The following is a 23,488-nucleotide window of genomic DNA, read 5'->3' as shown; positions in this document are numbered from 1 at the left end:
AGTTGACCTCACACTAGGCTTATATTATAATGTCTAGGTACATGTTTTGCATGTATATCTTTTTTTAATGCAGTCGATTGGTGTATTCGGAGGGAGGGAAAGAGAATGTCAAAAACGGTCGTTAGAAAAAACGAATCGCTTGAAGATGCTCTTCGTCGCTTTAAACGCAGTGTATCCAAAACTGGAACATTGCAAGAAGCAAGAAAGCGTGAATTTTATGAAAAGCCTAGCGTAAAGCGCAAGAAAAAGTCTGAAGCTGCTAGAAAACGTAAATTCTAAAGAGGGTGGATTTTATGAGTCTTCTTGAGCAATTAAATTCTGATATGAAGCTTTTTATGAAAAACCGTGAGAAAGACAAGCTTGTTGTCATTCGGATGGTTAAGGCTTCGCTCCAAAATGAAGCAATTAAGCTTAAGAAAGACAGTTTGACCGGCGATGAGGAACTAACCGTCCTTTCCCGCGAGATTAAGCAACGTAAAGACTCCCTCCATGAATTTTCGAAAGCTAATCGCTTAGATTTAGTAGATAAAGTTCAAAAAGAGATTGACATCTTAGACGTTTATTTACCTGAACAGCTTTCTGAAGAAGAACTGCAAACGATCGTGAAAGAAACGATTGCTGAAACAGGTGCTTCATCGAAGACTGATATGGGTAAAGTCATGAGCGCTATTATGCCAAAAGTAAAAGGTAAAGCTGATGGAGCTGTCATTAACAGACTTGTCAGCGAACAGCTGTCTCAATAAAAAAGTATCCTTCTATTGTTAGAAGGGTACTTTTTTTATACCTTCATCATTCTGTCATATAAAAATGAAACCTATGATACATTTGTAACGTATGTAAAGGAACAGTAAAATGGAAGATAGAGAGGAGGGATCACCAAATAGATGAAAAAAATAAAAATTTCTATTGCTCTCTTCAGTTGTTTTATAATATGCTTATTATTAGGGGTTCAATTGACCGCGAAATCAGTAGATCAGAAAGTTCATGTTATCCCTATTGAAGATACAGTAGAAAAAGGACTTTCTCAATTTATTGAACGATCATTTGAGCAGGCAAAGTCCGAACGAGCAAAACATATCATTCTAGACATCAATACACCAGGTGGTGCAGTCGATGCTGCGCTAGAGATCGCAGATGCCATTCGTGCGTCTGATATCCCTGTGACAGCGTTTGTGAATCATAGAGCGCTTTCAGCTGGGGCATTCCTTGCACTAAATGCCGATCAAATCTATATGACCCCAAATGGAAAGATGGGGGCTGCGGCGATCATTGATGGAGAAGGCAATGCTGCCGATCAAAAATCTGAATCGCTATGGCTTGCTGAAATGAGTGATGCTGCCGAAAAGCAGGGGCGTGATCCAAAGTATGCACTTGCAATGGCAGATGTAGATATAGACGCAAAAGAAGCTGGTGCACCAAAAGGAGAATTGCTCACCTTCAACACAGACCGTGCGCTTCAATTCGGTTATGCAGAAGGGGAAGCGAAAAATATGGATGACTTGCTTCAAAAGCTGAATTTAGCCGATGCTTCTGTTCAATACGATGAAGTGAGCTTTGCTGAAAAGGTTGCGCGCTTTCTCACGCACCCAATCGTCATTCCAATCCTTTTATCCATCGCAAGCTTAGGGTTAATTGTTGAGCTCTATTCTCCTGGCTTTGGGATTCCAGGCACCATGGGAGTGACAGCGCTTCTTTTATTCTTTTATGGTCATCTCGTGGCTGGTTTTGCAGGATATGAGACGTTGTTCCTGTTTATAGCAGGGATATTGCTCATGATTCTGGAATTGTTTTTGCCGGGGGGAATCGTAGGTGTCATTGGACTGATCTGTGTGGTTGTCAGCTTGTTTTTAGCAGCTGGAAGCTTTACAGAAATGGCGATTTCCATCTTGATTGCCACTGCTGTTTCAATCGTAGCAGTTATTTTATTGACAAAGGTGTTGGGGAAACGTATGAAATTTTTCAAAAAGTTCATTTTAACCGATTCAACCAATAAGGAAAGCGGTTATGTCTCAAATGAAACAAGAGAAGATCTTGTTGGGCAAATCGCGGTGACAGCAACCGCACTTCGTCCGTCAGGTACAATAGTATTTGGAGATGAGCGCATTGATGTTGTGTCAGAAGGTGCATTCATCGATAAGGATGAACAAGTAAAAATTGTGAAAGCGGAAGGCTCACGCATTGTCGTGAGGAAAGTATAGATAACTGATTTTATAGGAGGAATAAAATGGATCCATCTACTTTACTATTATTTGTGATTATCGCAGCAGGTCTGATCGTTCTATCGATCTTCTTCACCTTTGTACCGGTGATGCTGTGGATTTCTGCCCTAGCGGCTGGCGTAAAGGTAAGCATTTTTACACTTGTAGGAATGAGACTTCGCCGCGTTATTCCAAACCGAGTGGTCAACCCGCTTATTAAAGCACATAAAGCAGGTCTTGATGCGACGATTAACCAGTTAGAGAGCCACTATCTTGCAGGTGGTAACGTGGACCGAGTTGTGAACGCATTAATCGCAGCTCAACGCGCGAATATCGAATTGAACTTTGCACGCTGTGCAGCGATCGACCTAGCAGGCCGTGACGTACTTGAAGCAGTTCAAATGAGTGTAAACCCTAAAGTCATTGAAACACCATTTATCTCTGGTGTGGCGATGGACGGGATTGAAGTGAAAGCAAAAGCACGTATTACAGTTCGTGCAAACATCGACCGACTTGTTGGTGGTGCAGGGGAAGAAACGATTATTGCTCGTGTAGGTGAAGGGATTGTCTCTACAATCGGTTCATCAGATAATCATAAAAAGGTTCTTGAGAACCCTGATATGATTTCACAAACAGTTCTTGGTAAAGGATTAGATTCAGGTACTGCGTTTGAAATCCTCTCGATTGATATCGCAGATGTTGATATCGGTAAGAACATCGGGGCGATTCTGCAAACAGACCAAGCAGAAGCAGACAAAAACATTGCACAGGCAAAAGCGGAAGAACGCCGCGCAATGGCTGTTGCCCAGGAGCAAGAAATGCGTGCAAGAGTTGAAGAAATGCGCGCGAAAGTTGTAGAAGCAGAGGCTGAAGTACCACTTGCAATGGCTGAAGCATTACGTGAAGGTAATATTGGAGTCATGGACTACATGAATATTAAGAATATCGATGCTGATACGGACATGAGAGATTCATTTGGTAAAATGACAAAAGGTCCATCTGATAATGAAAACAAATAAGCATCCTCTCACGCTTTAAGGAGGGAGCCCAATGGACATTCTATTTGAAAATCCGTTACTAATTGCGATTATCATCGGTATCATCTCTGCTGTCTTTGGGAAAATCGGCAAACAAGAGGAGAACGAACAAAAGAATCAGCAAAACAAGCCAGCTCCTCAGCGTAAGCAGATGCCCCAAAAGCAAACAAAACAAACAAGTCCAGATCCAGTCGTGACGGATCAGATGGACGATTTCGGCGATGTACATGATCATGGCGGGATGAAGAAAAAAACATCTCAATCCTTACAGGACCGCTATACCGCTACACTTGCCGAAATGGAAGAAAGAAAAAGCGAGCTGAATAGAGAATTCCAATCGCTTGAAAGAGAACTGACAAGGCCAAAGGCTGCTTCTGCCGAAGTGAAGCCAAAGATCATTGAGAAGCTCAATCAAGATACAATTGTTCAGGGGATGATCCTTGGAGAAGTATTTGGAGAGCCGCGCGCGAAAAAGCCGCACAGAACGATGAAACGGCCATATAAAAGATAAACGAGAAAGTCCCTTTATATAAAGGGGCTTTTTTTTGTTTGACCTGATGGAGATTTCTCGCAGTAAAAATGCTGAAACGGCTGTTTTGCGGGATTCATTAGCATGATCTGAACCGCTGAGGAATAGGATGATATAGAGGCTTTCTCATCAGTCTCACCATCTTTCAGTTTGATCTCATACACATGGGGCGGGAAGGGGTTCTAATTGAATGGGAAAAAGAAAAAATCGACTTAAAGCATGGCTGACAAGAACACTTGAAATCCCTCCAGACGTCATGATGGATCTTCCCCGTATTACGATGGTTGGCAGACTCCACATTTACATAGAGAATCATAAAGGGCTTTTGCTTTTCAGTGATCAAGAGGTAAGGCTGATGCTCAAACAAGGACAATGCATTATTTCAGGGAAAGATTTTGTGATTAAAACGATTTTGCCAGAAGAGATCTTATTAGAAGGGAAAATCGATGAGGTCCGTTATATTGATTCTTAACTGACGGAGGGGAGAAGTGTGAAGAATAAATGGTTCGCCTATTTTATTGGCAGAGTGGAAGTGGAAATCAAGGGAAACGGCATTGAGCGGCTCATCAATGAGTGCACGAGACAGGGGATCACAATGTTTCAAGTGAGCCGCCGTCAAGACAGCGTGCGCTTATTTATTCGCTTATCAGATGTACATGCCTTTAGAAAAGTACAAAGACATCATGAGGTAACATGTTCATTTCATCAAAAGAAAGGATTTCCGTTCCTTCTCCTATGGTCAAGGAAGAATATTGGGTTTACCCTTGGGATTGTGTTTTTTCTAGTGACGATATTGGCACTTTCTAACATGGTGTGGAAAATTGATATTAAAGGGGCCAATCCAGAAACTGAACATCAGATGAGAAAGCATTTAGACGAGATTGGTGTGCAAAAAGGCCGTTTTCAGTTTCTAATGGGAACACCTGAAAAAATTCAAAAATCACTGACCGCCAATATTCAAAGCATTACATGGGTCGGCGTTGAACTAAACGGTACAACATTTCAAATGAAAGTTGTGGAAAAAAATGAGCCGGAAAAAGAGAAATATACGAGTCCTCAGCATATTGTGGCCAAGAAGAAGGCGGTCATCACGAGAATGTATGTGGAAAAAGGGGAGCCGCTTGCCGCAGTTGATGAACATGTGAAGAAAGGACAAATGCTCGTCTCTGGCCTCATCGGCAGCGAAGACCAGCAAAAAACGGTTGGTGCTAAAGCGAAAATTTATGGTGAAACGTGGTATCGTTCTGAAGTTTCTGTCCCTCTTCGAACATCTTTTGATGTCTTTACGGGTAAAATGAAGACAAAGCACAAGCTCTCCGCATTTGGAGGTTCAATGCCATTTTGGGGATTTTCCTTTAAAAAGGATGATTTTAAGCAGCCAAAAACAGAAACTGAAGTTCACCCACTCCATTTCTTAAACTTCCAGCTCCCATTTTCCTATGAAAAAGAAACGACACGGGAAAGCGAAAAAATAAACCGGACATACACAAATAAAGAAGCGGTTCAAGCAGGGATTAAAATGGGTAAAAAAGAATTAGAAGAGAAGCTAGGTCAAACAGGAGAGGTGAAAAGTGAAAAAGTTTTGCACGAGACAACAGGGAATGGTAAAGTTAAGTTAATCATCCTTTACCAAGTAATAGAAGATATTGTTCAACCAACACCTATTGTTCAGGGAGACTAGAGAATGACAGAACATTTACTTGAAATTCAACAAAAATTAGATAGCCCAAACGAAGCCATTGCTTTATTTGGAAATCAAGATGCTTATCTGAAACTGATGGAAAACGAGCTGAATGTCTCCATTATTACGCGCGGAGAAAAGGTGTATGTTTCTGGTCAGGAAGCATCAAGAGAAACAGCGAGCCGTCTGATGACATCTCTCTTACATCTCATCCGAAAAGGAATTGAGATTTCTGAACGGGATGTCGTATATGCCATCAAAATGGCGCAAAAAGACAAGCTCAATTATTTTGAAAATATGTATGAAGATGAAATTACGAAAAATGCTAAAGGAAAGTCAATCAGGGTAAAAACCATTGGCCAGCGGGAATATGCTGCGGCGATGAAAAAAGATGACCTGGTCTTTGGAATTGGACCAGCTGGTACAGGGAAGACGTATTTGGCAGTCGTCAACGCCGTTCATGCACTGAAAAATGGACATGTGAAACGGATTATCCTGACAAGACCAGCTGTTGAAGCAGGAGAAAGTCTTGGCTTTTTACCAGGTGATCTAAAGGAAAAAGTAGATCCTTATTTAAGACCACTATATGATGCCTTGCATGATGTGCTTGGCAGTGATCATACGGAACGTTTAATCGAGCGCGGTGTGATTGAAATAGCGCCTCTTGCCTATATGAGAGGACGGACACTCGATGATGCATTTGTTATTTTAGATGAAGCGCAGAATACAACGCCTGCCCAAATGAAAATGTTTTTGACGAGACTTGGGTTTGGCTCTAAAATGGTCATTACAGGAGATATTACACAGATTGACCTGCCGAAGGGCATGCAGTCTGGCCTTGCAGCTGCAAAGGACATGCTTGCAGAGATCAAGGGCATCTCATTTATTGAGCTAGACCAGACAGATGTGGTCAGACACCCGCTTGTGGCAAAGATCATCGGAGCATACGAAAAGCAAAAATGACCTTAGTGACCCGATCGTCTTCATCGGGTCATTTTGTTTCGATCGTGGTTTAAAGTAAAAAAGGAGGTACTTTCCTTGAGAAAGAATCAGAAAGACAGTAAGCGCAAAAGACTGCTGTCTAAAAAAGAACCTCAGAAAATGGAGCGCTCACGTTATTTAAATGTTTTGCTATACGCTGGTTTAGCAGCCATTCTATTCGTGGTGCTCTTCTTCCATGTAAAGCCTGAATCGCTCGACTTAGATTTATTTTCAGTGAGCGAACAGACCATCTATTCTCCATCAACCGTCGATGATCAAGAAGCGACAGAAGAAAAGAAGCAAGAAGCAACAGATCAAGTAGAGGATCAATATACACTCAAAAAAGCGTATTCTGACAATCGTGTTGACCTCATCTCCTCCCTTTTCGAAGCCATTAAAGAAGAGAAGAAAGCAGCTGATGAAAAAGAAAATCCGCCATCAGATAAAGAAATGGTCAAGCGTGTCAAAGAAAAACTCACATCAGATATGCAGGAGGCTGTTTCAGACCAATCCATCAAAGCACTGCTTCAGGCAAGTGACGAAAATCTCTCTTTTACTAAGGATTCCATCATCACAGTGGTGAATTCACTGATGAGTAAAGAAATCACAGCAGCGAAATTACAAGATGAGAAAAAACAAGTGAAAACAGAGCTTGAAAATAACTCAATTCCATCCAAATACTTAAATGCGGCGAAAGAAATCGGTGAATTTGCGATCATTCCAAACTATGTATTTGATCCAGTGGCGACAGAGAAGAAAAGGCAAGAAGCCGCTGATAATATACAGCCGGTTCAAATTAAGCAAGGGCAAATCTTAGTCGAAGAAGGAGAACTTATCGACCGAGAAGTGTATCGTAAATTAGAACTGACAGGGCTCTTAAATAGCTCCAATTTGATTAAACCTGTAAGCGGTCTTATGATCTTGATTGGTCTATTCTTAGCAGCGATTATTCATTCACTTGAATCGAGGAAAAAATCGCTTGTTCATAAGAATAAGTCGTTGCTTCTCTACTCGCTCATTTTCACCATTATTTTAGTTATCATGGAAGTATTCAGTCTCTTCCAGGAAACGAAGTATACGACGATAGGTTATGTGGTGCCAGTGGCACTTGGCACGATGCTGATCAAGCTGCTTATCAATGAGCGGCTAGCGATCTTCTCTGGCCTTGTATTTGCTCTTTGCGGCAGTATGATGTTTAATCAAGGAGTAACCGGCGTCTTTAACTATGTGATCTGCGCTTATTACCTTGTGAGCGGGATGGCGGGCATTTTATTTTTGAGAAAGCATAATGCACGTTCAAAAATATTGCAGGCAGGGCTTTCGGTCGCTTTGGTGAATGTCCTTGTGGTTCTATCCATTACGCTGATTCAAAACTCCTCACCATCAGGGCTTGAAATCGGTGTGAACCTTATGATGGCGATTGTGTCAGGGTTTGCATCATCTATTTTGGTCATTGGGCTAATGCCTGTGTTTGAGAGTATGTTCGGCATTCTTTCAACAATGAAGCTGATTGAACTATCAAACCCAAATCATCCGCTGCTTAAAAAGATTTTAACAGAGACACCAGGTACATATCATCATAGTGTCATGGTGGCAAATTTAGCGGATGCTGCATGTGAAGCAGTCGGAGCAAACGGTCTTTTAGCAAGGGTCGGCGCTTATTATCACGACATTGGGAAAACGAAAAGACCGCAATACTTTATCGAAAACCAAATGAATATTGATAATCCGCACGACAAGCTTTCTCCTCAGCTAAGTAAAAATATCATTATTGCCCATACGACAGATGGAGCTGATATGCTGAGAGAAAAGAAGTTTCCTGAAGAGCTTGTTGATATTGCCGAACAGCATCACGGGAAGTCGCTGTTAAAGTTCTTTTACTATAAGGCAAAAGAGCGTGATGATCAGGTGACAGAAGAAGAATTCCGTTATCCTGGGCCAAAACCGCAATCAAAAGAAGCGGCGATTATTTCTGTAGCGGACAGCGTGGAAGCGGCGGTACGATCGATGCATAATCCAAATCCAGAGCGGATCGAAAAGCTCGTCAAAGGCATTATTTCTGATAAAATGCAGGATGGGCAATTTAGTGAATGTGATCTGACATTTAAAGAGTTAAATATTATTAGTCAAACGATTTGTACAACATTAAAGGGGATTTTCCATTCTCGGATTGAATATCCAGATGCCCCAAAGCAGAAGGTGAAGTAAATGACATTGTTAATCGATTTAATAGATGAAACAGGACAAGTATCAAAAGAGCAGCTTGAAGAAGTGGAAAAGCTTCTTCAGTTCGCTGCTGATGCCCTTGAGGTCAAAGATCAAGCGGAGGTATCAGTGACGATCGTTTCAAATGAAGAGATTCATCAAATTAATAAAGAATACCGCGGAAAAGACGCACCAACGGATGTGATCTCCTTTGCACTCGAAGAAGAAGGAGAAGGGGAAATTGAAATTATTGGTGCTGATGATATTCCGCCTGTACTCGGTGACATCATCATTAGTGTGGACCGTACGAAAGAGCAGGCAGAGGAATATGGACATTCCTTTATGAGAGAGCTTGGATTTCTCACCATTCATGGGTTCCTGCATTTGCTCGGGTTTGATCATATGACAGAGGAAGATGAAAAAGAAATGTTCGCCAAACAGACAAAGATCTTGGATGATTATGGCCTTTCAAGATCTTCGTAAGAAAAGAAGGCCGCTTGCCCGTTTTTTTCGGAGCTTTTATTATGCATTTAGAGGAATATGGCGAACTTTCTTGAATGAACGGAATTTGCGATTTCATACTGTCGCAGCCATCATCGTGGTGATCTGCGGCTTTTGGTTTCACATTGAACCATTCGAATGGATGATCGTTTTGCTTTTATGCGGGGGGATGTTTGCCCTTGAACTTGTCAATACAGCCATTGAACATACAGTGGACCTTATGACAGAAGAGAGGCACCCGCTTGCTGAGAAAGCGAAAGACGCCGCAGCAGGCGCTGTTTGCGTTTACGCCGCGATTTCGGTTATGATTGGGTTGATGATCTTCTTACCGAAGATCATGCAATAGAACAATATTACTATTTATTAACATTTTTAGAAATGGGCGTGAAAATGTCACGTGAATTATGTAAAATATAAATGTGACAGTGGGTCCATTTCTTCTGAAAGTGGGAACTAGGAATGAACAAACAAGAGTTGATTTCAGAAGCAGTTAAAGCAAGAGATTTTGCATATGTACCCTATTCAAAATTCAAAGTCGGTGCAGCATTGTTGTCGAACGATGGAAAAGTGTATGGCGGCTGCAACATTGAAAATGCAGCATATGGTATGTGTAATTGTGCGGAAAGAACAGCACTTTTTAAAGCCTATTCAGAAGGCATCACATCGTTTCAAATGCTAGCGGTAGTGGCTGATACAGACCGGCCTGTTTCGCCGTGCGGCGCATGCAGACAGGTTATTTCAGAGCTATGTGCACCTGACATGCCAGTGATTCTAACGAACTTAAAAGGACAAATATACGAAACAACAGTAAACGAACTATTGCCAGGCGCATTTTCACCGGAGGATTTAAATGACTAACGAAAGCTTCAAATCAGGATTTGTATCCATTATTGGAAGACCAAATGTAGGAAAATCAACCTTTCTTAATCGTGTGATTGGACAAAAGATCGCCATCATGAGTGATAAGCCCCAAACGACACGAAACAAAGTGCAAGGTGTCTTAACAACAAATACGTCACAAACGATCTTTATCGATACACCAGGGATTCATAAACCTAAGCATAAGCTTGGTGATTTTATGATGAAAGTGGCTACAAATACACTGAAGGAAGTCGACCTGATCTTGTTTATGATCAATGCAAAGGAAGGCTATGGCAAGGGTGATGAATTCATCATTGAACGACTCAAGCAAACATCTACACCGGTATTCCTAGTCGTCAATAAAATCGACCAAATTCACCCAGATGAGCTGTTCCTTTTAATTGATGAATACCGCACACGTTATCCATTTAAGGAAATTGTGCCAATTTCAGCTCTTGAAGGAAACAACATTGACACGCTTCTTCAGCAGGTTGAAGGTTATCTTCCTGAGGGCCCGCAATTTTATCCAGCAGATCAAGTAACAGATCACCCAGAGCGGTTTATTATTTCTGAATTAATTCGCGAAAAAGTGCTGCATTTAACAAGAGAAGAGATCCCGCACAGCATTGCAGTGGCGATCGAATCCATTAAGCCAGATGAAAATGGCAAGATCCATGTGGCGGCGACCATTGTCGTAGAACGTGATTCACAAAAAGGGATTGTTATTGGAAAACGAGGCAGCTTATTAAAAGAAGTGGGACAAAAAGCGCGCAGAGATATTGAAGCACTTCTCGGTTCAAAAGTGTATCTGGAGCTTTGGGTAAAGGTTCAGAAGGACTGGCGTAATAAATCCACTCACCTTCGTGACTTCGGATTTAGAGACGACGAATATTAAAAATTTGCTGCTGTTGTCATAAAATCTGACAATGGTGCGGTTCGATTAGTAAAAATTGTTTATCATGAAATGGAGGTAGCCTGGTCAAGATATAATTAATATGTTGGATGTAGCGTTGCTGCTTCTAATAAAGAAAGGTGGGGTTTTTATGTTGAATTTTACATGGAACGTATTTTCACAAACAGGAAGCGTTGACACGTATCTGCTTTTCAAAGAGTTAGAAAAGGAGAACCTGGAAAGACCCGATGTACTTGAAGAAGAGATAGCACGATTTGATTTTCCAATCTTATAATTCTTGACCCCCTCCAATGCTCGGAGTGTAGACAAATGCTCATTAAAAGTGAAGGAATCGTCCTTAGAACAACAGATTATGGCGAAACAAACAAAATTGTCACGCTGCTCACTAGAGAACATGGGAAAATTGGTGTGATGGCAAGAGGCGCAAAAAAATCAAACAGCCGCCTGTCAGCCATAAGCCAGCCGTTTTTATACGGAACCTTCCTGATCCAATCATCAACAGGACTTGGAACGCTCCAGCAAGGCGAAATGATTGAAAGTATGCGAACCATTCGGGAGGATTTATTTTTGACCGCATATGCCGCATATATGACAGAGTTACTCGATAAAGGTACAGAAGAAAAAAAGCCAAACCCTTATTTGTTTGAGCTCCTGCTTCAATCTTTGCGTCATCTGAATGAAGGCACAGATGCTGATATTATCTTATTTATCGTAGAGGTCAAAATGTTATCAGTGATGGGAATGAAGCCCGAACTGGATCAATGTGTCCACTGTGGTCAAAAAGAAGGGCAGTTTCATTTCTCGATTAGAGACAACGGCTTTATTTGCCAAAATTGCTTTTCTAAAGATCCGTATAAACTGCCCTTATCTCCAGCAGCTGCAAGGCTGCTCCGTTTATTTCATTATTTTGATTTATCAAGGCTCGGTCAGGTTGATGTGAAACCGCAGACGAAACAAGAAATTCGTCAAGTGCTCGATCACTACTATGAAGAGTATTCAGGCCTTTATTTGAAATCAAAAAAATTCATGAATCAGATGGAATCCATGAAAAAGCTAATGGGTGGGGAAAACAAAAGTTGACATCTTCCATGACTTTTTGTAAGATCATCTAAGATAAAATATGTTGCATTGACAGAAAGAAGTACTTGCGCAAAATCCATAAAAGCGACCTTAGGGCGGTGTGAGCTAAGGATGGAGGCGTAACGAAAGGCATTCTTGAGCAACGTAAAACAAAGCGGCTGGATGCTACGATACCAGCAAATAGGGTGGAACCGCGGGAAAAACTCTCGTCCCTATGTTTGCAAGGAGCCTTGCGAGCATAGAGACGGGAGTTTTTGTGTTCTTTTGCGGGGTTCTAGACCCACCCGCCATACATAGCGGATGGTGTAGAAAAGATGGAGGTGCGATCATTGAATATTCAAGACATGATTTTGACGTTGCAAAAGCATTGGTCAAATGAAGGCTGCGTATTAATGCAGGCGTATGACACAGAAAAAGGTGCCGGAACGATGAGTCCATACACGTTCCTGCGAAGCATTGGTCCAGAGCCATGGAAGGTAGCGTATGTAGAGCCTTCAAGACGCCCGGCTGATGGCAGATATGGAGAAAACCCAAATAGATTGTATCAGCATCATCAATTCCAAGTAATCATTAAGCCGTCACCTGACAATATTCAAGAACTGTATCTTGAATCTTTGAAAGCGCTTGGTATTGACCCGCTGAAACATGATATTCGTTTTGTAGAAGACAACTGGGAAAACCCATCTCTTGGCTGTGCAGGGCTTGGTTGGGAAGTATGGCTTGATGGGATGGAAATCACCCAATTCACGTATTTCCAGCAAGTCGGCGGCTTAGAATGTAAGCCCGTTTCCGTTGAAATCACATACGGTATTGAACGTCTTGCTTCCTACATCCAAGACAAAGAAAATGTCTTCGATCTTGAATGGACTGACGGATTTACGGTGAGAGATTTATTCTTAATGGCTGAATATGAGCATTCTGTTTATACATTTGAAACATCTAATACTGACATGCTGTTTGATTTATTTACAACCTATGAGAAAGAAGCGCATAGCCAAATGGACAAAGGGCTTGTTCACCCGGCATACGATTATGTGCTCAAATGCTCTCATACGTTTAACCTGCTCGATGCAAAGGGCGCAATTTCTGTTACTGAGCGAACTGGATATATCGGAAGAGTGCGCCAGTTAGCAAGAAAAGTAGCCAAAACATATTATGAAGAACGAGAAAAATTGGGATTCCCTATGCTAAAAGAGGAGGCGGCTTCTCATGAATAAACAAGATGTATTACTCGAAATCGGCTTAGAAGAGATGCCGGCTCGTTTCATGCCAGAAAGCACAAAGCAGCTAGGCGAGAAAGTAAAAGTGTGGTTTGAAGAGCAAAACATTTCATTTGAAGATGTTGCTCTATTTAACTCACCAAGACGTCTTGCTGTACTTGTGAAAGGTGTCGCAGAAAAACAAGAAGACATCAAAGAAGAAGCAAAAGGTCCGGCTAAAAAGATCGCACAAGATGCGGAAGGCAATTGGACAAAAGCAGCGGAAGGCTTTGCCCGCGGACAAGGTGCTTCAACAGATGATCTCTATTTTAAAGAGATCAAAGGAGTAGATTATGTCCATGTCCAGAAGTTTCAAGAAGGAAAGCAAGTCAAAGACCTTCTGCCAGCATTAGGTGAGATCGCCGCTTCATTAAGTTTTCCAAAGAACATGAGATGGGGAAGCAAAGATTTACGCTACATCCGTCCGATTAAATGGATTGTTTGTTTATTTGGAGAGGAGATTGTACCTGCTCACATTGCTGGGGTGAAAAGCGGTCGCGAGACAAGAGGACACCGTTTCCTTGGTAAGGCAGCCACCATCGACTCGCCTGCTTCTTATGAGCAAACATTGCGCGATCAATTTGTCATTGCAGATTCAGATAAAAGAAAACAATCCATTACCGAGCAGCTAAATGCTCTATCTTCAGAAAAAGGCTGGGTGATACCTGTTGATCCTGAGCTTCTAGAAGAGGTCAACAATCTTGTGGAATACCCAACGGTACTATCTGGTTCCTTTGAAGAAGAATTCCTTGCATTGCCGGAAGAAGTATTGGTAACGACAATGAAAGAGCATCAGCGCTATTTCCCTGTGAAAAATGAGCAAGGTGAATTATTGCCTCACTTTATTACGGTGAGAAATGGAAACAGTGAGGCGCTTGAAAATGTCGCAAGAGGGAACGAAAAAGTACTTCGTGCACGTTTATCAGATGCTGCCTTCTTCTATAAAGAAGACGAAAAACTAGTCATTGAAGACAATATTAAAAAGCTTGATAAGGTTGTATTCCATGAGAAACTTGGCACAATTGGCGACAAGCTCAAGAGAGTGACAGACATTGCGACGCGTCTAGCAGCGCATGTCGGTGCAAATGACGAAACGACAGAGCGTGTGGCAAGAGCCGCAAGTATTTCGAAATTTGATCTTGTGACTCAAATGGTCTATGAATTCCCAGAATTACAAGGAATCATGGGCGAGAAATATGCAAAAGCACTTGGTGAACATGAAGAAGTGGCAAAGAGCATCAATGAGCACTATATGCCGCGCTTTGCCGGTGATGAGGCGCCTTCCACTTTAATTGGTGCGATTGTGGCAGTAGCCGATAAGCTGGATTCTATTTGTTCCTTCTTCTCAATTGATGTCATTCCAACGGGCTCTCAAGATCCTTATGGACTAAGAAGACAAGCGAGCGGTATCGTTCAAATTCTGCTTGATCGTCATTGGAACATTTCATTCAAAGAGCTTTTGGCACTTGCTCAAGTAGAAGCAGCACAAGAAACTGCTCTCATTGAATTTTTAACACACCGTTTAAAATATGTCCTCCAAGCAGAGCATATCCGTCATGATGTTGTCGATGCAGTACTGGATGTTGAAAATATTGAACCTTATGCAGTCGTGAAAAAAGCAGCTGTTCTTGAAGAGAGCGTGAAACAAGAAAGCTTCAAAGAAACAGCAGAAGCATTAGGACGCGTCATTTCAATCAGTAAAAAAGGGGAAGACGCAGAAATTCAGCCTGAGCTGTTTGAAAATGAGCATGAGCAAAAGCTATATGAGGCGTATCAGCAAGTAGAGACAGCTGTCAATGAACATGTAGCAGCAGGGCAATACAGCGCAGCACTTGAGGCGCTTGATACGCTAAAAACACCGATTGTTCATTATTTCGATCACACAATGGTTCATGCAGATGATGAAAAGCTGAAGCGAAATCGTTTGGCACAAATGGTGAAACTAGCAAAAGTCATTCAATCATTTGCGAATATGAACAATTTAATTGTAAAATAAATACCTAAGAACGGTTGCCTTTTTTGAAGGGCAATCGTTTTTTACTCATTTAATTCACGGTTTTTGAGTGGATTTTTGTTTCAATCGGACAAAGATGCGCTATAATATGATGAGTTATGAAAATGATATACATAAAGTAAAGATTCGCTCTCTCTATTTAAAGGTGGTGAGTACAATCGAGTTAAATAAACGGCAAGAGCAGATTTTACAGATTGTCAAAGAGAATGGTCCGATCACTGGAGAGCATATCGCCGATCGGCTGAACTTAACTAGGGCGACCCTCAGACCGGATTTAGCCATATTAACGATGTCAGGCTTTTTAGAAGCAAGACCAAGGGTCGGCTACTTTTTCACAGGAAAAACAGGTACGCAGCTTCTAGCAGATAAGTTGAAAAAACTTCAAGTGAAAGATTTTCAATCCATTCCAGTGGTGATACATGAGAATGTTTCAGTTTATGATGCGATTTGTACGATGTTTTTAGAAGATGTGGGCACATTATTCGTTGTGGACGATCACTCTATTTTAACAGGCGTGTTGTCAAGGAAAGACCTCCTTCGCGCAAGTATTGGAAAACAGGAGCTTCCATCTATTCCTGTCCATATTATTATGACAAGAATGCCGAACATTACCGTTTGCCGCAAGGAAGATTTCATTATGGGTGTGGCGAAGCACTTGATTGAAAAGCAGATAGACGCACTTCCTGTTATAAAAGATACGGATAAAGGCTTTGAAGTGGTCGGCAGAATTACGAAAACAAACATGACGAAAATACTTGTTAACTTATCGGAGAATGAAATAATCTAATTACAGAAGACTGCGAGGGGATGTTATGAGTAATCGCGTAATTTTTGTGGTATCAGATTCAGTAGGAGAAACGGCAGAGCTCGTAGTCAAAGCGGCACTTAGCCAATTTGATGGCGGCTCATCAGACCATTCAAATATCAGAAGAATCCCGTATGTAGAGGATGTCGGTACGATTAAAGAAGTCATTTCACTGGCGAAAGCAGATAACGGAATCGTCTGCTTTACTCTTGTTGTGCCAGAAATGCGCCAATTCTTAATTGAAGAGGCAGAAGCAAACGGAGTCGTTTATTATGACATCATCGGACCACTGATCGATAAAATGGAGACTGCTTATGGAAATGAAGCGAAACATGAGCCGGGGCGTGTACGTCAATTAGATGAGGATTATTTTAAAAAGGTTGAAGCCATTGAGTTCGCAGTGAAGTATGATGACGGCAGAGACCCAAGAGGCATTCTAAAGGCTGATATTGTGCTCATCGGTGTATCACGCACATCTAAGACACCACTATCTCAATACTTGGCGCATAAACGGCTGAAGGTAGCAAACGTTCCAATTGTTCCTGAAGTAGATCCGCCAGAGGAGTTATTTTCAGTTGATCCAAAGAAATGCATCGGTCTGAAAATCAGTCCAGACAAACTAAATCATATTCGTAAAGAGCGTTTGAAATCTCTAGGTTTAAATGATCGCGCGATTTATGCGAACATTGAACGGATTAAAGAAGAGCTAGAGTATTTTGAAAAAGTGGTGGACCGCATTAACTGTCAAGTTGTTGATGTATCGAATAAAGCAGTTGAAGAAACGGCAAATGTCATTCATCAAATGCTGACCAAAAGAGGTTCCGAATAAACTCAGGATGCTCCTCCTGGGTTTTTCCTATGGTGGGAAACGGGTAAACAAAAACAATGGCATATTTGCTGCATTTGTATTATAATAAAAAATTGTGATAAAATGATTGATTTTAGGTTTAAGTTAAGTCAAGAACGAATAAACTAATATTGGCAGAAGTCAAGTGATTCTGAACATAACTTTTCGACAAAATGAGTTTTACTGTTGTTTGCTATATGGGGGAAAAGTATGGTCTTTTTGCTTCTCTAAAGCAGGAATAAGGTGGAGGGATGGAGAATTAGTCACCTGAATGAACATAAACAAGAGAGGACGATTTATGTCGATGCAGATGCTTGTCCTGTAAAAGACGAAATCCTTTCTGTCGCATCTCAATTTCAAGTACCTGTGACGTTCATTGCTTCATATGAGCATTTTCAAACCAAAAGATCTCCACTTGAAGATTGGCGGTTTGTAGATACACATAAGGAAGCAGCGGATTTAGTCATTGCGAACTCAGCTTCAGCGCATGATATTGTCGTCACCCAAGACATTGGTCTTGCTTCCTTACTGCTTCCAAGACAGGTCATTGTACTGTCTGAAAGAGGACGGATGTACACAAACGAAACAATTGATTTTGATTTGGAACGCAGACATGTTTCCAGTAAACAGCGAAGAAAAGGTGTATATGGAAAAGGTCCCAAAAAGCTTTTAGAAGAGGATAAAAAGCGATTTATTACGCAACTACAAAAAATCCTGTCGAATCATGAAGGATTTTTGAATTAAAAGGCGAATAATGTACGACGGAGTGTTATTAGGATGAGCAAACGTATACCAGATGAACTTTTGGAGCAAATCCAAAAAAACGCAGACATTGTCGAAGTGATTGGAGAATACGTACAGCTTAGAAAGCAAGGTCGAAATTATTTCGGTCTTTGTCCATTCCATGGTGAAAATACTCCTTCATTCTCTGTTTCAGCAGATAAGCAAATCTTCCATTGTTTTGGCTGTGGTGCAGGAGGTAATGTATTTTCGTTCCTCAGACAAATGGAAGGCTACTCATTTATTGAAGCCGTTTCACATGTTGCTGATAAGTACCATATTGATTTGCCTGATCATGTAGCAAATGCTCAGATCAGCTCCTCACAGCAAGAGGACACTGCAGATCATAAAATGATTGAAGCGCATGAGCTTCTTAAGAAATTTTACCACCATTTGCTGGTAAATACAAAGGAAGGTCAAAACGCACTCGATTATTTACGGGCGAGAGGCTTTACAGATGAAACAATTGCCAAGTTTGAGATCGGATATGCTCTTGACTCTTGGGATTTCGTGACCAAGTTTTTAGAAAAGCGAGGGTTTGATCCTGCGATGATGGAGAAGGCCGGTCTTTTGATTCAACGTGAAAACGGAACAGGCTTTTTTGACCGCTTTAGGGATCGTGTGATGTTTCCCATTCATGATCATCACGGGACAGTCATCGCTTTTTCCGGAAGATCGCTTGGTGATCAGCAGCCTAAGTATATGAATAGTCCTGAAACGCCACTTTTTCATAAAAGTAAGCTGCTTTATCACTTTCATGACGCGCGTATGCATATTCGAAAACGCGAACGGGCGGTTCTTTTCGAAGGATTTGCTGACGTCATTTCAGCTGTCACATCAGGTGTCGGCGAAAGTGTTGCAACAATGGGTACGTCTCTAACAGAAGAGCACGTAAAACTTCTCAGACGGAACGTAGAAGAGATCATTCTTTGCTATGACTCTGACACGGCCGGTTATGAAGCCACCATGAAAGCATCAGATTTGCTTGGAAAAAGAGGATGTAAAGTTCGCGTTGCCATGATACCAGATGGACTTGATCCAGATGATTACATTCGTAAATATGGTGGCGAGAAATTTAGGAATGACATCATAGATGCAAGTGTGACATTAATGACTTTTAAGATGAACTTTTTCCGTAGGGGAAAGAATTTATCTGATGAAGGAGACCGGCTTACTTATATGAAGCAGGTACTCCGAGAAATTAGCCGATTAAACGGTTCCTTGGAACAAGAGATTTACATGAAACAGCTTGCTGGAGAGTTCTCGATCTCACTTGATTCATTAAAGGAACAACTGGAGCTGTTTGAAAAACAGCAGCGACAAGAAGACAAAAGCACGCAGGAAGAAAGCGGGCTTGAAAAACGGCGTGCACATCTGTCAACACAGGTACGAAGAAAGCGTCTGCGGCCAGCATATGAAAATGCAGAGCGAATGCTGCTTGCTCATATGTTAAAAAGCGATGACGTGATCCGAAAAGTACTTGACAGAGTAGGGATTGAATTTAATATAGATTCTCACAGGGCGCTGGCCACGTACATTTATGCTTTGTATGAAGAAGGCAAAGAACCAACGCCGCAGCACCTGATGAACCGTATAGAAGATGATATCATCAATCAGCTTCTGACGGATATATTCATGATTCAAGTTGGAGACGAACTAAGTGAAGCTGAATTAAGTGATTATGTAAAAAAAGTGTTGAATCATCGGAATTTGTCAATGATAAAGGAAAAAGAACTAGAACGTGCAGAAGCGGAGAGGCAAAAAGATTTCTTCAAAGCGGCAACACTTGCAAAAGAAATTGTTCAGTTGAACCGTTCGCTGAAGTAATACGTCTAATATTTATGACAAGACTTACGGCTGGCAATGAATCCTTTACGGGAGGAGCATAAGACCGCAAGCATCTTGCCTTCATCATTTTTTATTTTATTCCTATTTGCTCATCTGTTTGATAAAGAGAGAAAAGCAGAGCGGAAGCAAATCGCAAGTTACTTTAGAATTCGTTGCAAGCTTTGGAAGGAGGGATCCATAATGGCTGATAAACAAGCCCACGAAACCGAAACTGAATTAACCTTTGAACAGGTGAGAGATAAGCTCACTGAAACGGGTAAAAAACGGGGCGTTTTAACATACGAAGAAATTGCAGAGCGTATGTCTAGCTTTGAAATTGAATCAGACCAAATGGATGAATACTATGAATATTTAGGCGAACAGGGTGTAGAGCTCATTAGTGAAAACGAAGAGACAGAAGACCCAAATGTTCAGCAGCTGGCTAAAGCAGAAGAAGAATTTGACCTAAATGATTTAAGCGTACCACCAGGTGTCAAAATTAATGATCCTGTTCGTATGTACTTAAAAGAAATCGGACGCGTCAATTTGTTATCTGCTAAAGAAGAAATTACGTATGCTCAAAAGATCGAAGAAGGCGATGAGGAATCAAAAAGAAGATTAGCGGAAGCAAACCTTCGTCTCGTTGTCAGCATCGCGAAACGCTACGTCGGACGTGGTATGCTGTTCCTTGACTTGATTCAAGAAGGAAACATGGGTCTTATGAAGGCAGTTGAGAAGTTTGATTACCGCAAAGGATACAAATTCTCAACATATGCGACTTGGTGGATTAGACAGGCGATCACGCGTGCGATTGCCGATCAGGCAAGAACAATCAGGATCCCGGTTCATATGGTAGAAACCATTAATAAATTGATCCGTGTTCAAAGACAGCTTCTGCAAGACCTAGGCAGAGAACCAACGCCAGAGGAAATTGCTGAAGATATGGATTTAACGCCAGAAAAGGTTAGAGAAATTCTTAAAATTGCACAAGAGCCAGTATCTTTAGAAACACCTATTGGTGAAGAAGATGACTCGCACCTTGGTGATTTTATTGAAGACCAAGAGGCGACATCTCCATCTGACCATGCTGCATACGAATTGTTAAAAGAGCAGCTTGAAGATGTACTAGACACGCTAACGGACCGTGAAGAAAATGTACTGAGACTACGTTTCGGACTAGATGACGGAAGAACACGTACGTTAGAAGAGGTTGGAAAGGTGTTCGGCGTCACAAGAGAGCGTATCCGCCAAATTGAAGCGAAAGCTCTGCGTAAATTAAGACACCCAAGCAGAAGTAAACGATTAAAAGACTTCTTAGAGTAGAAACTGGACGGATCTTGAAAGAGATCCGTTCTTTCTTCATCAAAAATGAAAACGCTTTTTTCAATCTGATTATATTTTACTGAATAAATAATAAATTTGCAACGTTCTTAGAGAAAAGATGTATAAAAAATACATCAAAATGTGCTGAAGGCTTCATTTCTCATCTTTGCATCATTTTTGTCTAATCTGTGAACTTGACCAAAGTTTTGTATCATAATTCGTTTACTTTTTGTAAAATTAAAGTAGAATTAGAATTGTTTGTATAGTCTTAAAGGGGTTTTCACAAAGGGGAGGATGAAAGAAATGAAACGGAATCCACTTATACCATTTTTATTGATTGCCATTTTAGGTATTGGACTCACTTTTTTCTTATCAATGAAGGGGCTGAAAGATGAAGAAAAAATCGCCTCTGGAGGCGAGGAGCAAAAGCAAGAAGAAACAGCGAATGCGACGCCGGAAGAATTGTATAAGCAAAACTGTCTGAGTTGTCACGGGGAAAACTATGAAGGCGGTGCAGGTCCTGCATTAAAAGGTGTTGGAGACAAGCTTGAAGTAGCAGACATCAAGAAGAAAATTCAAGAAGGCGGCAACGGGATGCCAGGCGGGCTAATCCCGAATGAAAAGCTCGATGAAATGTCAGAATGGGTATCCAAAATTAAATAATGTTACGCAAAAAGCTCTTTTTGATCAGAAGAGCTTTTTTCATTTGAAAACGACTTTTAAAAAGTCCATAATTTATATAAGATAGACAAGTATGAACATTAAAGAAAAGTAGTGATACGTATGAATGAAATGAATTTATCAAAACGACTAAAAAGAGTCGCAGACTTTTTACCACATGAGGCTGTCTTTGCTGATATCGGCTCAGATCATGCCTATTTGCCGTGCTATGCAATCCTGCATCAAAAAGCATTAAAAGCGGTTGCTGGTGAAATTACAGAAGGACCGCTTCAATCGGCGAAGCAGCAAGTACATAGACTTGAATTAGATGACCAGATCTCGGTCAGAAAAGGTAATGGTCTTGAAGTCATTGAAAAGGGCGAAGTGAATGCTGTAACGATTGCAGGTATGGGCGGAGCACTCATCGCAAGCATTTTAAATGACGGCAAGCATAAGCTCACAGGCCATGAAAGGCTTATTCTTCAGCCGAATATCCATGCTCACCACATTCGTTTATGGCTCTATCAAGAGGGGTATGAATTGATGGGTGAAGTCATTTTAGAAGAGGATGGCAAAATATACGAAATCATCATCGCCGAAAAAGGCGACAAAGATAAAGCCTATGAAGGGATGTCAATTGAAACAGGCATGCTAGTTGGTCCGTTTCTTGCGAAAGAGCAAAATGACGTCTTCCGGCGCAAGTGGATGCAAGAGCTCCAGCATATGGAGAAGATAGAAAGTCAAATTCAGCAGGCAGCGCGAACAGAAGAGAACAAGGAGCGTCTTGAAGAGCTGCATGTAAAAATAAAGATTCTAAAGGAGGTTTTGACTGTTGGCTAAAACAGTAAACGGACATGAAATCATCCAATTATTTGAACAATTTTCACCAAAGGCATATGCCATGGAAGGAGACAAAATCGGTCTCCAGATTGGGACGTTAAATAAAAAGGTAAACAATGTCATGATCACCTTAGATGTACTAGAGAATGTGGTAGATGAGGCGATCGAAAAAAATGTGGATCTCATGATTGCTCACCATCCGCCGATCTTCCGTCCGTTAAAACATGTAGCGACAGATCAGCCAGCTGGACGAATCATTGAGAAATGCATCAAACATGATATTGCAGTATATGTGGCACATACGAATTTAGATGTGGCTGATGGAGGAGTCAATGACTTGCTTGCGGAGGCTTTAGAGCTTGAAGAAACAAGTGTGTTAGTCCCGACATATGAAGATCAAATCAAACAGCTTGCCCTCTATGTCCCGCAGGAATTTGAAGAAGCCATCCGGACAGCTTTAGGAAATGCGGGCGCCGGCCATATTGGCAACTACAGCCATTGTGCGTTTTCAAATGAAGGGACAGGCAGCTTTTTGCCATCAGAAGATGCGGACCCGTTCATTGGTGAGACCGGTCAATTGGAATTTGTTAAAGAAGTACGGATTGAAACCATTTTCCCGGCAAGTATTGAAAAACAAGTCATTCGTGAAATGATCAAAGCACATCCTTATGAAGAAGTCGCTTATAGTGTACACACGACAGACCTTCCTCCTATTCAAAAAGGGCTTGGCCGTATAGGGGAGCTAAGAGAGCCTATGACCCTTGGAGACTTCGCGCGATTTGTGAAGACAAAGCTGGATGTAAATGGTGCTCGCTTTGTAGGTGATCAGGACGCTGTTGTGAAAAAAGTAGCTGTGCTTGGCGGAGACGGAAATAAATACATTCATCAAGCAAAAAGAATGGGTGCTGATGTGTATGTGACAGGGGATCTTTATTTCCATGTCGCCCATGATGCCATGATGCTCGGGCTGAACGTAGTGGACCCAGGGCATTATGCAGAAAAGATGATGAAAGAGGGCGTAAAGGCGAAGCTTCAATCGCTATGTTCAGAGAAAAAGTATGATGTACAGCTCTTTGTTTCTGAATCAAACACAAATCCATTTCAATTTATGTAAACAAAAAACGTCAGAGCATAGAAGCTCTGACGT

Annotated in this window: 25 protein-coding genes; all 25 read left to right on the top strand. The window is 41.4% G+C overall.

Going from position 1 to position 23,488, the window contains the following annotated elements:
- Positions 1-105: 105 nt before the first annotated feature.
- The 25 genes from rpsU (at position 106) to MHB79_RS11585 (ending at position 23,455) form a co-directional block, all read left to right on the top strand.
- Positions 106-279 (top strand): 30S ribosomal protein S21, encoded by a 174-nt coding sequence (rpsU, locus tag MHB79_RS11705; protein ID WP_003152957.1) that lies wholly within the window; start codon positions 106-108, stop codon positions 277-279.
- A 14-nt stretch (positions 280-293) separates the two neighbouring features.
- A complete protein-coding gene (locus MHB79_RS11700; protein WP_003217508.1) occupies positions 294-743 on the top strand; it encodes a GatB/YqeY domain-containing protein in 450 nt (149 codons plus the stop codon).
- Between the two features lie 141 nt (positions 744-884).
- Positions 885-2,198, top strand: a complete 1,314-nt coding sequence (locus tag MHB79_RS11695; RefSeq protein ID WP_050943742.1) for an NfeD family protein — start codon at positions 885-887, stop codon at positions 2,196-2,198.
- A 26-nt stretch (positions 2,199-2,224) separates the two neighbouring features.
- Complete coding sequence (floA, locus tag MHB79_RS11690; RefSeq protein ID WP_003217317.1) at positions 2,225-3,217, top strand: flotillin-like protein FloA; 993 nt, start codon at positions 2,225-2,227, stop codon at positions 3,215-3,217.
- A gap of 31 nt (positions 3,218-3,248) precedes the next feature.
- A complete protein-coding gene (locus MHB79_RS11685) occupies positions 3,249-3,746 on the top strand; it encodes a hypothetical protein (protein WP_211063019.1) in 498 nt (165 codons plus the stop codon).
- 208 nt (positions 3,747-3,954) lie between these two features.
- Entirely contained in the window at positions 3,955-4,236 is a 282-nt protein-coding gene (gene yqfC / locus MHB79_RS11680) for a sporulation protein YqfC (protein WP_012010618.1), read from the top strand.
- Between the two features lie 18 nt (positions 4,237-4,254).
- Entirely contained in the window at positions 4,255-5,445 is a 1,191-nt protein-coding gene (gene yqfD / locus MHB79_RS11675) for a sporulation protein YqfD (RefSeq protein WP_106029133.1), read from the top strand.
- Positions 5,446-5,448: 3 nt separating this feature from the next.
- On the top strand, positions 5,449-6,408 hold the full coding sequence (locus MHB79_RS11670; RefSeq protein WP_003217430.1) for a PhoH family protein: 960 nt from the start codon (positions 5,449-5,451) through the stop codon (positions 6,406-6,408).
- Between the two features lie 114 nt (positions 6,409-6,522).
- On the top strand, positions 6,523-8,634 hold the full coding sequence (locus MHB79_RS11665; RefSeq protein WP_374726557.1) for an HD family phosphohydrolase: 2,112 nt from the start codon (positions 6,523-6,525) through the stop codon (positions 8,632-8,634).
- On the top strand, positions 8,635-9,114 hold the full coding sequence (ybeY, locus tag MHB79_RS11660) for an rRNA maturation RNase YbeY (protein ID WP_012010615.1): 480 nt from the start codon (positions 8,635-8,637) through the stop codon (positions 9,112-9,114).
- The gene (locus tag MHB79_RS11655) at positions 9,092-9,478 is read left to right on the top strand and encodes a diacylglycerol kinase family protein (protein WP_340989804.1); all 387 of its coding nucleotides are present in this window, start codon (positions 9,092-9,094) and stop codon (positions 9,476-9,478) included. The genes ybeY and MHB79_RS11655 overlap by 23 nt, the downstream gene beginning before the upstream one ends.
- 113 nt (positions 9,479-9,591) lie before the next feature.
- Positions 9,592-9,990: a cytidine deaminase gene (locus tag MHB79_RS11650; protein ID WP_003217296.1), complete on the top strand. Its 399-nt coding sequence runs from the start codon at positions 9,592-9,594 to the stop codon at positions 9,988-9,990.
- Positions 9,983-10,888, top strand: a complete 906-nt coding sequence (gene era, locus MHB79_RS11645; protein WP_003217394.1) for a GTPase Era — start codon at positions 9,983-9,985, stop codon at positions 10,886-10,888. The genes MHB79_RS11650 and era overlap by 8 nt, the downstream gene beginning before the upstream one ends.
- 148 nt (positions 10,889-11,036) lie before the next feature.
- Positions 11,037-11,180: a YqzL family protein gene (locus MHB79_RS11640; protein ID WP_003217288.1), complete on the top strand. Its 144-nt coding sequence runs from the start codon at positions 11,037-11,039 to the stop codon at positions 11,178-11,180.
- Between the two features lie 35 nt (positions 11,181-11,215).
- Positions 11,216-11,986, top strand: a complete 771-nt coding sequence (recO, locus tag MHB79_RS11635) for a DNA repair protein RecO (RefSeq protein WP_034661344.1) — start codon at positions 11,216-11,218, stop codon at positions 11,984-11,986.
- Positions 11,987-12,315: 329 nt separating this feature from the next.
- Entirely contained in the window at positions 12,316-13,203 is an 888-nt protein-coding gene (gene glyQ / locus MHB79_RS11630) for a glycine--tRNA ligase subunit alpha (RefSeq protein WP_003217487.1), read from the top strand.
- The gene (gene glyS / locus MHB79_RS11625) at positions 13,196-15,241 is read left to right on the top strand and encodes a glycine--tRNA ligase subunit beta (RefSeq protein WP_340989802.1); all 2,046 of its coding nucleotides are present in this window, start codon (positions 13,196-13,198) and stop codon (positions 15,239-15,241) included. Before glyQ ends, glyS begins: the two co-directional genes overlap by 8 nt.
- A 166-nt stretch (positions 15,242-15,407) precedes the next feature.
- Positions 15,408-16,046 (top strand): helix-turn-helix transcriptional regulator, encoded by a 639-nt coding sequence (locus MHB79_RS11620; RefSeq protein WP_034620854.1) that lies wholly within the window; start codon positions 15,408-15,410, stop codon positions 16,044-16,046.
- Positions 16,047-16,071: 25 nt separating this feature from the next.
- The gene (locus MHB79_RS11615) at positions 16,072-16,893 is read left to right on the top strand and encodes a pyruvate, water dikinase regulatory protein (protein ID WP_008342399.1); all 822 of its coding nucleotides are present in this window, start codon (positions 16,072-16,074) and stop codon (positions 16,891-16,893) included.
- Positions 16,894-17,154: 261 nt separating this feature from the next.
- Positions 17,155-17,655 carry a YaiI/YqxD family protein gene (locus MHB79_RS11610; RefSeq protein ID WP_003217513.1) on the top strand — a complete coding sequence of 167 codons (501 nt, stop codon included), beginning with the start codon at positions 17,155-17,157 and terminating at the stop codon, positions 17,653-17,655.
- A gap of 33 nt (positions 17,656-17,688) precedes the next feature.
- Positions 17,689-19,518: a DNA primase gene (dnaG, locus tag MHB79_RS11605; protein WP_251190307.1), complete on the top strand. Its 1,830-nt coding sequence runs from the start codon at positions 17,689-17,691 to the stop codon at positions 19,516-19,518.
- 201 nt (positions 19,519-19,719) lie between these two features.
- Complete coding sequence (gene rpoD, locus MHB79_RS11600) at positions 19,720-20,841, top strand: RNA polymerase sigma factor RpoD (protein WP_008342392.1); 1,122 nt, start codon at positions 19,720-19,722, stop codon at positions 20,839-20,841.
- 303 nt (positions 20,842-21,144) lie between these two features.
- Positions 21,145-21,504, top strand: coding sequence for a cytochrome c550 (gene cccA, locus MHB79_RS11595; RefSeq protein ID WP_034319511.1), 360 nt, complete (start codon positions 21,145-21,147; stop codon positions 21,502-21,504).
- A 120-nt stretch (positions 21,505-21,624) separates the two neighbouring features.
- Entirely contained in the window at positions 21,625-22,341 is a 717-nt protein-coding gene (locus MHB79_RS11590) for a tRNA (adenine(22)-N(1))-methyltransferase (RefSeq protein WP_339160171.1), read from the top strand.
- Positions 22,334-23,455 (top strand): Nif3-like dinuclear metal center hexameric protein, encoded by a 1,122-nt coding sequence (locus tag MHB79_RS11585; protein ID WP_003217458.1) that lies wholly within the window; start codon positions 22,334-22,336, stop codon positions 23,453-23,455. The genes MHB79_RS11590 and MHB79_RS11585 overlap by 8 nt, the downstream gene beginning before the upstream one ends.
- The last annotated feature ends 33 nt before the right edge of the window (positions 23,456-23,488 follow it).

This window comes from Bacillus sp. FSL M7-0558 (assembly GCF_038003245.1).
Taxonomy (GTDB): Bacteria; Bacillota; Bacilli; order Bacillales; family Bacillaceae; genus Bacillus; species Bacillus pumilus.
Note: the sequence above shows the minus strand (reverse complement) of the source record. Positions and strands in the feature narration are given on the sequence as shown.